At 60.2% G+C, this 9,292-nt stretch carries 7 protein-coding genes and 5 pseudogenes; 4 read left to right on the forward strand and 8 right to left on the reverse strand.

The annotated features are described in order from the left end of the window. The first annotated feature begins 504 nt into the window (after positions 1 to 504). Positions 505 to 1,044, forward strand: a complete 540-nt coding sequence (locus tag ALC15_RS40265; RefSeq protein WP_050632056.1) for a YfbU family protein — start codon at positions 505 to 507, stop codon at positions 1,042 to 1,044. A gap of 442 nt (positions 1,045 to 1,486) precedes the next feature. On the opposite strand, the gene ALC15_RS40275 is transcribed toward ALC15_RS40265, so the two are convergent. The 6 genes and pseudogenes from ALC15_RS40275 to ALC15_RS40300 form a co-directional block, all read right to left on the reverse strand. Further along, complete coding sequence (locus tag ALC15_RS40275; RefSeq protein WP_050632058.1) at positions 1,487 to 2,398, reverse strand: SAM-dependent methyltransferase; 912 nt, start codon at positions 2,396 to 2,398, stop codon at positions 1,487 to 1,489. A gap of 620 nt (positions 2,399 to 3,018) precedes the next feature. Next, a complete protein-coding gene (locus ALC15_RS40280) occupies positions 3,019 to 3,384 on the reverse strand; it encodes a hypothetical protein (RefSeq protein ID WP_050632059.1) in 366 nt (121 codons plus the stop codon). Beyond that, the gene (locus ALC15_RS40285; RefSeq protein ID WP_128089745.1) at positions 3,372 to 3,776 is read right to left on the reverse strand and encodes a hypothetical protein; all 405 of its coding nucleotides are present in this window, start codon (positions 3,774 to 3,776) and stop codon (positions 3,372 to 3,374) included. Before ALC15_RS40285 ends, ALC15_RS40280 begins: the two co-directional genes overlap by 13 nt. A gap of 323 nt (positions 3,777 to 4,099) precedes the next feature. After that, positions 4,100 to 4,626, reverse strand: a pseudogene (locus tag ALC15_RS42850) (NodA family N-acyltransferase). 1,155 nt (positions 4,627 to 5,781) lie between these two features. Continuing rightward, positions 5,782 to 6,473, reverse strand: a pseudogene (gene scpB / locus ALC15_RS40295) (SMC-Scp complex subunit ScpB). Between the two features lies 1 nt (position 6,474). After that, a pseudogene (locus ALC15_RS40300) lies at positions 6,475 to 7,317 on the reverse strand (DUF1403 family protein); the annotation flags it as partial. A gap of 549 nt (positions 7,318 to 7,866) precedes the next feature. On the opposite strand from ALC15_RS40300, the gene ALC15_RS40305 reads away from it, so the two are divergent. The 3 genes and pseudogenes from ALC15_RS40305 to ALC15_RS47000 all read left to right on the forward strand — a co-directional run. After that, positions 7,867 to 8,121, forward strand: a complete 255-nt coding sequence (locus tag ALC15_RS40305) for a type II toxin-antitoxin system VapB family antitoxin (protein ID WP_050632062.1) — start codon at positions 7,867 to 7,869, stop codon at positions 8,119 to 8,121. Next, the gene (locus ALC15_RS40310) at positions 8,121 to 8,507 is read left to right on the forward strand and encodes a type II toxin-antitoxin system VapC family toxin (protein ID WP_050632063.1); all 387 of its coding nucleotides are present in this window, start codon (positions 8,121 to 8,123) and stop codon (positions 8,505 to 8,507) included. The genes ALC15_RS40305 and ALC15_RS40310 overlap by 1 nt, the downstream gene beginning before the upstream one ends. Then, positions 8,473 to 8,844 (forward strand): annotated as a pseudogene (locus tag ALC15_RS47000) (integrase); the annotation flags it as partial. The gene ALC15_RS40310 and the pseudogene ALC15_RS47000, both read left to right, overlap by 35 nt. Here the strand turns inward: ALC15_RS47000 and ALC15_RS47005 are convergent. Together ALC15_RS47005 and ALC15_RS47010 are read right to left on the reverse strand one after the other, a co-directional pair. Beyond that, a complete protein-coding gene (locus tag ALC15_RS47005; RefSeq protein ID WP_347336361.1) occupies positions 8,759 to 9,073 on the reverse strand; it encodes a type IV secretory system conjugative DNA transfer family protein in 315 nt (104 codons plus the stop codon). The pseudogene ALC15_RS47000 and the gene ALC15_RS47005 overlap by 86 nt on opposite strands. Continuing rightward, a pseudogene (locus ALC15_RS47010) lies at positions 8,980 to 9,292 on the reverse strand (hypothetical protein); the annotation flags it as partial. The pseudogene ALC15_RS47010 and the gene ALC15_RS47005, both read right to left, overlap by 94 nt.

Consider the following 9,292-nt stretch of genomic DNA (forward strand, 5'->3'; position numbering starts at 1 on the left):
GTCTGGTCTCGATAGCTGCGTAAGGGTACAGTACAAGCAGGTAGGTTGTCGCTACTGGATGCCGCCGTTTAAGGTGGCTCCGTGTTTCTGATATTCAAACGGAGGACTTGTTAGCGAAGATCTTTACGGCGGAGCGCTTGAAGAGATTCCACCAGATCCCGCGATGCGAAGAATTACGTAGAATTGTTCGCGCTATTGAAGGAACAGCAAGAGATCGCCGTGCGCGGCACCCGCCAATCAGCCGCTGATTGTTGGGTACGGGACCAAAAAGTTCAATCGTACTCACTGCGCGTGAACGCTCGTTCCTTCTGGAGCCTCACCTGCTGCCCGCCGGGCCACAGGATCCGGACATACCGGGTGCAAACCGCTTAAACGACCTGATCAAAATTCTCATCCATCGATGGGGCCTAAAAACGACGAACGGATTTAACGGCTGGGAACCGTCGGCCTAAAATTGCAATCTGACCAGGCATCTAAGCCGGCTGGTGCGGAGACCCTATTGCCATGAAGATGACCGATGGAGAGAAGCTGATCGTCCTTATGCTGGCGGATATCTCGAAGCGCCTGCAAGGCGAACCCGAGGTCGATCCCGATTTCGTCGCGCAGACGATCTACGCCGATCAATTGTGGGGCTTCGATTGGCACTTCAGCGGCATTCCCTTTGAGCGATCGGAGGAGCCCAATCCAGTCGTCAAGGAAACGGTCAATATTCTGGAAATGTTCAGCTCGACCATGTACCAGTTTCAGCAGCTTGAAAACTCGGAGCAGAAGCGGGTGCGTGACGATATTGGATACGCCGCTCATGGACTCGACATCTTCCCGGGCTTTGATGGTAACCATGATCCTCATTACAGAGTTGCGAACTACCTCGTCCAGGATCTGCATCGCTTCAAGGATGTTCCGGGCGCCACGAACAACTCGCATACGCAGACATCCCTCCCGCAATATCGCAAGATGCTGCTGGTCTATCTGCCGATGCGCACAAAGCTCGGCACGGGACGGTTTTCGAAAGAGGATATCATTGCCATCTTCAAAGGTAGCTAAAGCGCGCGTCCAGGGGCTGTGCTAGAGGTCGTCGGAGCCGAATCGGCCCCTGTCGGCTTGGCGCGATCCCGGAGAATCGAAGTCCGCTTGCGAAATGCTCTTGCCGTCGAGCAACGAGTATTGCTCCCCCACCAAACGGCAGACTTGGAGTGTCATTGGACGCATGTTGCCGTCCAAGAGGATGCGCACCCTTTCTCGGTCGGACAAGACCAAGGATTACGTAGCGCCGCCTTTTCAACTTTGAACCGGTGCACCACGAGCACGCCTCTTCGAACCGGTCGGGGATTGCCTGCAAGAGCGTCGTCGACCGCTTCAGGGCCTATATCTCTGTGAAATTGCTCCCCATCGAGATTGCGGCAATAGCCGATGGCTTTAGCCCGCCGTTCTCATCCCGTGGGGATCCATGAGATGCGCACAGCTTTCCGCTTGGCCGCGGGCGTCACTACTTCGCTCGCCATGGTTGGCGTCCATTCGTCGGCCTAGCCAGTTTGTTGGATATCTGTGCTTTTTTACGCAGGGATACCTGCAAGAGATCCACAAGTCCCGAGTTGAAAACGCGCTCTGACGATTCGAAATAACGCTCATAGTGATGGAATAACGGCTCGCCATATCGATCGATAACCTTTGCCTGATCCTTGATGAGGCGAGTTTTCCATTCCGAAAGCGTTCTAGAGTAGTCTTTACCGATGCGCCGTAGCTCCATTACCTCGTAAATCCCGCTGGTCGCCTGCAAGACGTCCTCAATGTAGGGAAGCGCCGATCCCCTGAACACATCTTCAAGCAGAAACCGTGCATCGCGCACTTCGCTCAGATTGCGCGGAGGCCGGGTCAAGATGATCGTCTGCAGGCCAAGACTGGCCTGATCTACCGAAATATCCGAGCACCACTGAAAGAACTTCCTATAGATCTCGCGATGAACATTCTCCGCGCGATCTTCCATCGACGCAAAATGCTCAAACGCGCCTACCGACATCACCGCGTCAAACTTCTCCGTTGGCGCCGGATAGTCGGCCCATGAGCGAAGCTCGACACGGATAGCCTCTCTACTTCGTCCGGAGATATAGGCGAACTGATCGTTGCTTAAAGTAAGCCCGACCGCTGAAGCGGCGCCAAGTTCATCCACTGCGTAGCGAATCAAGCCACCCCATCCACACCCGACATCCATGACCCGGTCCGAAGCTTTCACCCGGGCAAACGAAGCAATTCGAGCGAACTTTTGCTTTTGCGCGTGCTCAAGGTCAAGTGCACCGTCCCAGACGCCACAGCTATAGGCCATGTGATCCTTGTCTAGGAAGACTGAATAGAAATCGTTGTCTACATCATAATGATAGGAGATTTCGGCTTGCGTCGCCATGCGCGATAAACCCGCTTCCATTTCAGTATATTTAAGCGTTTTGCTGAACCGCTGGAGATTGTTTGACGAACCGAACGCCGAAAGCCGATGAGAGATCCATGAGGATCGCGTCCTTCACCTTCTTTCCGAGCCGGTCGCATTCGGAGCTATTCTGTTGACGGCGCTCAGGCTGCGCCGCGTAGGGAGCGTGTCTTTGCGGGTCGATTTCGGGTGCGCTACGGCAAAGTGCCGTTAACGTTTCCGGGCCAGTCGCTTTCTGTTGTGCTACAGGCGGTCTGTGTGCGTTCTGTAGTCCGTTTGTTCATTGCTCATTAATAAAGTCCGTGCTCCGCGCAGGCCCGGCGCAGCACGCAAGCTATCGAATGAACGTGCATTTACCCAACCATATCGAAGTAGACGCTCTCCATTGAAGGGTATGTAGAAGCTATACGATGGTTTAAGCCGTGACCTAGCGCGCACCCCGTCTGAGCCAGCAAGGGTATTTCAGAGCGGCATATCGCCATAGCTAACCGCTGATCCACGGCAGGGCTTGGAGGCGTTGATCTCCGCGTTTGGAATCGCTGAAGAATGCCGCGGATCCGAGCTTTCCTCGCACCGAGTTGGTTTTCGTCTCCGAGTATCTAGGTGATACCGGTCGCCAGGATGTGGTTGCGAAAGATGTCGAGCTGAGTGCCGCCTACCGGCCCCAACAACGTGGTCAGTCCCAGCGCCATCCGCAGAATGGGAAAGTGGGTACGCGCGCAGCGCGCCTGAACAAGCAATTTCGATTCGGCAAGGTCAAGGAACCAGTGCGACACACGAAATTTAGCAGCTGCAGCGCTGCCGTCGAGGATGACACGTTCCACGCCGATATCGGCGATACTCGGTAGTGTCTCGAACGCGGTGCGGAATTCGCCATTCACGTCGAGGACTACGAATGTCGCGCCGGGCGCGTGATGTTCTTCGACGTCCCGAAGATCGCCTGCAAGATGGATTAGACTGCGCAAGACGTTCCGCTGCTCGTGTTGCCGAGCACGGCGACATGATCTCCGAAGAAGTCGCCGATACGAACGTTGACTTCGTAGTCCTCAAAGATGGCTGACTGGCCGAGCCCGAGAGTCCGGAAGCGAGTGGCGTCGGGGGGAATGCGATCAGATCCATTATGCCCGATTGACTGCACCGCATCGGCTTCGGTGTCGTAGATTGCGATCGAGCTCGTTATCGAGAGCATACAGCGCGTCTGAAAGGAGCGATGGGACGACTGATACTCCAAAACGAAGCTTGTCACTGGGCGCAACCGCTGCATGCCGACGGGAACGACGTCAAGGAATTTGGCCGAGTTTGTCTTGTCGATCTGACCATCGCCGCCACCGGGGCCGTCCCCGAACTCGCAGGCCAACCACTCCGGCGACGACACACTCGGTTTGCGCGGGGATCATGAGAAACGAGCCGAGCCGCGCGACGAAGTGGATGTCGTCGAAGCCAACAGCCGTGGAGTAGCCGGTCCCGCTATGCACTTCGATGACGAAGCAGCGTGTGCGCTGCCATGATAGAGGCCAGCGCCAACTCGTCCTGTCTGAAGCCATCGCGGGTGGTTTGTGAGGCACTGGAGCAGCCGAGACACCGTCAAGCCCTGCGCAGCTTCGCCGTTGATCAAGGCAAGCGGCTAGGCCGACGCGCTGGCGCACATAAGGTGCTGCTTCGGAGAGGCAATTGGCGCTTTCACAGCTCTGGCCCGTTACGCTCGATGATTGCGCACGCAGGCCACTCGCTCATGGACCGCGCGATAGGGAAGACCACGAGCAGCGCATCATCGACGCGAGTTGGCGGCAAGTTGTCATAGAGATCGGGGAGAGTGGACCGCACACGAACCCCCGAAACAATTGTCGCCAACCCCGCCGGCCGAGTAGCCTTGAGATATGCTCTTTGAGTTCGTGTCGAACCGTGCCGAACCCGAAGGGAACACCAAGCTCCCGCAGCACCGGATACATCACGCGCATAGCATGACTGATTCCGAGTCCCTCGAGATCTGGACGTACCGCGTACAATCCAAGTTCAGCTACCAACAGATCGATTTCGTCGACCTTGATGAACCGGCGCAGTGCGCCGATATGAGCCGCCACGCCGCGATCATCGTAGCCAACTACGCGCAGCTCAGGTCGCGCACCAGCCCAGCTTCGATTGCCTTCAAAGGGTATTGCGTTAAAAGCCCCGGTCCGCCCGTAGGCCCTTTGAAAGAACTCAGAGATTTCGACGTGGTCTGATAATAGTAAGTCGTTTTCCCAGCACGTCCTCCATTGGAGCCGAGGGCGCATGAAAGAGTCTCCTGCTTTTTTCTGCGTTCCTGAGGCACGCATCAGGTGAACGACGAGCCCGGTGACGGTGCCGTTCGATGGTGTCGTCAGCGAATGGGGATAAGGTTGTTTTGTTGACGGCGCTCAGGCTGCGTCCCGTAGGAAAGCACGCCTTTGCGGGCGCCCGCGATTTCGGGTGTGTTACAACTAAGTGCCGCTAACGTTTCCGGGCCAGTCGCTTTTGGCCGTGCTACAGACGGTCTGTGTACTGTCCTGCATCCCCGTTTGTTCATTGCTCGTTCAAGTCCATGCTCCGCGCAGGCCCTGCGTATCGCGCAAGCTATCGAATGAATGTGCATTACCCAACCATATCGGTGTAGACGCTCTCCATTGAAAGGTATGTAGCGGCTATACGATGGTTTAAACCGTGATCTAGCGTGTCCGTCGTCAGATAATTTGAGACTTATCGGGCTTTTCGAGAAGGGAGGCGCTGGCTCATCACGGTTAGAGTTTGGGCGGCCTACAGCTGATGCTGCAAGCGGCGGTTTGCGACCGTGACAAGCTTGATGCGTTTGCGTTCTGCAAGGTCGCTTCGGCCCTGCCGAAGTAGACATCAACAGGTGAGAGGTTGTCGATGCTCCGATGATAGCTGACATGATTGATTGCTGCCGTCAGCTTTGACTACGTGAGCATGCCGCAGCCCGCGATTGCGTCGATAAGCTGCACCACGGCCGGCATGCGCCGCGGAAAGCCGGTTGGGTGGACGACGGGCGCGTTCCAGACCGGCGTGCCATCCTCGTAAGCCTTGACATCCCCCTATAGAACTTGCTCTCCCGCCGATAGATCGTGTTGTTGGGGATGATGTATTCGCCCCCATTGCCCTCGAGATAAGCGCCTTGCGCAACGGCTCGACGGCTTTCCGCAAGTCCGCCATGTCCGTTGACCACCACTCGGCCAGCGGATGATGTCGAGCAGGATGAGGATCTTCGCGCCTTGGCAGATCCAGCGAGCACCTCTGCTTCGCGCGGCTTCTCTCGCAACTCCGCGGAGGCCGACCAAAATCCCATCGCGCTGGCGTGGATGATCGGCAGGCCCATCGGCCAAATGCGGCTAGCCTGTCTCTGTCCGATCTGCAGCTTCTTCGTCATCGTGTTGATCTTGATCATCTGCCGGCAAGGGATCTGGAAACTCTCCCGCCAACATCTCGTCCTTGCTGAGCAGGCCGGCGTCCTCCAGCGCCTCCATGTCCGGCAGATCGCGCAGCGTCTCCAGACCGAACTGCACCAGAAAACCCTGGTGGTGACATAGGTGTAGGGCGCGCCGGGTTGCGGGCTCCGCGGGCCGCTCGCGATCAAGTCTAATCCGCGCAGACGGCCGATGGTGTCGCGGCTGACCTCCTTGCCGAAGAAGGCGGACAGCTCGCTGCGGGTGATCGGCTGGTAATAGGCGATGCAGGCCAGGATCAGCGTTTCGGATTGCGACAGCGCCTTGCCGTCGCTCTCGCCGCCGATCGCCGCGCGGATCGCATCGCCAAAAATCTTCCGGGTGCGATGCTGCCAGCCGCCGGCCACGCTTACGAGCTCGTAGGGCCGGCCGCGCAGCTCGGCGCGGATGTCGTCGATGATGAGATCGAGGTTGCAATCGCGGCCGACGACGCGCGCCAGGGTTTCGCGGGTCACCGGCGCGGGCGAAGCGAAGATCACGGCCTCGACCCGACCCATCCATTCGCGCCAGCGCAGATCCGGCGGCAGCTCGGTGAGCTCCGTGTCGAGATCCGCTTTGGCTCGCGCGCGCCGCCCCATCTCAGAGCCCGTAAAGTCGGAAGGTGGATCGGCCGGTCAGTTCGCGCACGGCGCCGAGCGCCACCAGCCGCTCGAACAACCGCCGCGTCGAGCGATCGCTCGCGGACTGGCCGACGCGGGCCGCTTGCGCGTCCTCCATCAGCAGGATCGCCACCATCCTATCGGCGTCGCGGCCGCGCAATGTCGGCGCAGCCGCGAGCAGCCGGTTGGCGCGGCGCACGAGGTCGGTGTAGAGCTCCGATGCGGCCGCGGCGGCGCGCGCATAGGCCAGGGCGCAGGCCGAAAGCCAGGCGTCGTCAACGCCGTCCGCCTTACCGGCGGCGCGCAGATCGGCGCGGCGGATCTGGCCCGCGACCAGCGGCACGGCGATCGGCCAGTTCAGGCGGTGAGCGAGCACGACGTCGGCAAGCCACAGGGCGAGCGGCTCGCTTGCCGGCACGCGGCGCAGGCTCAGCGCCGCGATCTCGGCGGCGGCCGCGACGGCGCTACCCTGTCCGGCCGCGAGTTTTGTCGCCGCGGTGACGACATCCTTGAGCGCAGCGTCGACGCGCAGCTCGAACCGAACGGACAGCGTCATCAGCCAGTCGTCCGGCGCCATGCCGGCGCGCGCGCCGAGCTGGCGCCAGGCCGCGAGGAGGCGCCCGCCCGGGCCGGGATCATCGGTCGTGCGGCGCAGATACCAGGCGTCGCGCAGGGAAGCCTCGTCCTCGCGGCGCCCGCCGTGGCGGGCGAGCACAGCGGCGCTGGCGAGCGATAATCGATATCGCCAGAGCTGGCCGAGCGGGTGTTCGCTGCGTGCGATCGGATGCAGCGCGGCGAGCGCGCCACCGGCCAAAAACATCGCATCATCAGCGGCTTGTGCGGACGCGACCTGGCGCGTCCAGCCCGGAACGGGCGGGAAGGTCGGCGGGGCTTCGAGGAGGGACGGCGCGCGCGCGCGGGAGCATGGCGAAGCTTACGCCGATTGCGGCGCTTACGGCATCAAAAATCGCCAAAACCGCCGTGCCTGTCGGTGGATAACAACGAGTGATAACGTTGCCTTATCAATCTTGAGCATACCCGTTGTTGCTCGCGTTTCAGCGCCGGACAGCCCCCTTTTGGCGTCAGATTGACGAGAATTCGCAGTCACGAGCGGACCGCGTGCACGCCCAAATCCCGGACGGCGCCAGCGGATGGCCTCTCTCGCGGGCAGGAGGTCGAAATCTACTCAAATTGGGCGCGCGTACAAATCTCTGCCGGACGGCCGGGATTGATGGGATTCAGCAGCTTGGCGGCCCCGCCGGCGAAGCTCGAAGCGCCGCCGACAATGCGCGTCCTGCAGATGTCGTGCAATTGCCAGCGGAAAGGGCTATATAGGTAGAATATTGACAGATAGGAACCAAGGAGGCCACCGATGGCGCTAAGCATCAAGGATCGCGAGACTGAACAACTTGCCCGCACGCTTGCACAGCGCACGGGCGAATCCATCACCATTGCCACGCGGCGAGCCCTTGAGGAGCGCCTGCGGCGTGTGGGTTCCAACGCTCGTAAGGCGACTCTTTTGGAGGATTTGGAGGCAATCCAGCGCCGCTGGAACGCTTTGCCGGTTCTTGACAACCGCACCTCCGAGGAGATCGTCGGCTACGACGAGAACGGCATTCCAAACTGATGGTCATCGATACATCTGCAATTGTTGCGATTGCCTTCAATGAGCCGGAGGCGAAGAGTTTCCGCGAACGCATCGCGGACGACCCCGTTCGTCTCATCTCGGCAGCGACCGTCCTCGAAGCTGCGATGGTCATTGAGACGCGACTGGGGGAGCGCGGCGGCGCGGAACTCGATCTCTGGCTGCACAAGGCGGATGTCGAGATTGTCGCTGTGACCGCGGACCATGCCGATCAGGCCCGCCGCGCGTGGCGCCGTTACGGCAAAGGGCGCCATCCCGCGGGCCTGAACTTCGGCGACTGTTTTTCCTATGCACTCGCCGCGCTCACCGGCGAGCCGCTGCTCTTCAAGGGCAATGACTTCGTCCAAACCGACGTTGAGACCGCATGACGATGTGATTGCCTCGACTAGACTAGATGAGGACATTTCCGGCGAGATCGTCGTCGCCGAAGCGGAACGCGCCACCCCCTCCCCCGCTCTGCCGGCGCATCTCGAGTGCTTCGCCGATCGCGCCCGCGACTATGTCGACGCGGCGAGTTCGGCTAACACCCGCCGGGCCTATGCGTCAGACTGGAAGCGTTGGTGCCGGCGCCAGGGTCTCGAGGTCTTGCCGCCCTCACCGCAGACGGTCGGCCTCTACATCACCGCCGGTGCTTCGGGCGCGGCGACGGCCGATCGTCAGCCGAATGCGGGCTCGACGATCGAGCGCCGGCTCTCCGCCCTGACCCGTGGGCCGCGCGGAAGCCCGCCGATCGTTGCCAGTTCTCCTTCTTGACGTCGAGCACGACAACCGAATCCACCCAATTCAGCACGTCCGGTATGACATAGCCGGCCCCTTTGCCTGCCCGGGTTGGTGCATAGACTAGGACGTGCTCCGATCCGCCGAAGCAAAGCATTGCACCGTCCTTGCGGCCGAGCAGAATGCCCTCCTTCGAGCGGGGATCAGCAGCCTTGATTTCGCGCTCGGACGCGAAACGTGCCTTGCCATTGCGGCGCGCTGCTCCTTGATCCGACCTTCAAGCTCGGCAACCCGCTCCAAGGCGCCATTCCAGCGCGCCTCGAGTTCGCGGGCAACGTGACGCTTCGCCGGATCCACAAGTTCGTATCGGCGTGCGGCAAGGGACGCTTCGTAGCTTACAACTTCAAGCTCCCGTTCGACGGCGGCGATGATCTCT

The organism is Bradyrhizobium viridifuturi (genome assembly GCF_001238275.1).
GTDB classification, from domain to species: domain Bacteria; phylum Pseudomonadota; class Alphaproteobacteria; order Rhizobiales; family Xanthobacteraceae; genus Bradyrhizobium; species Bradyrhizobium viridifuturi.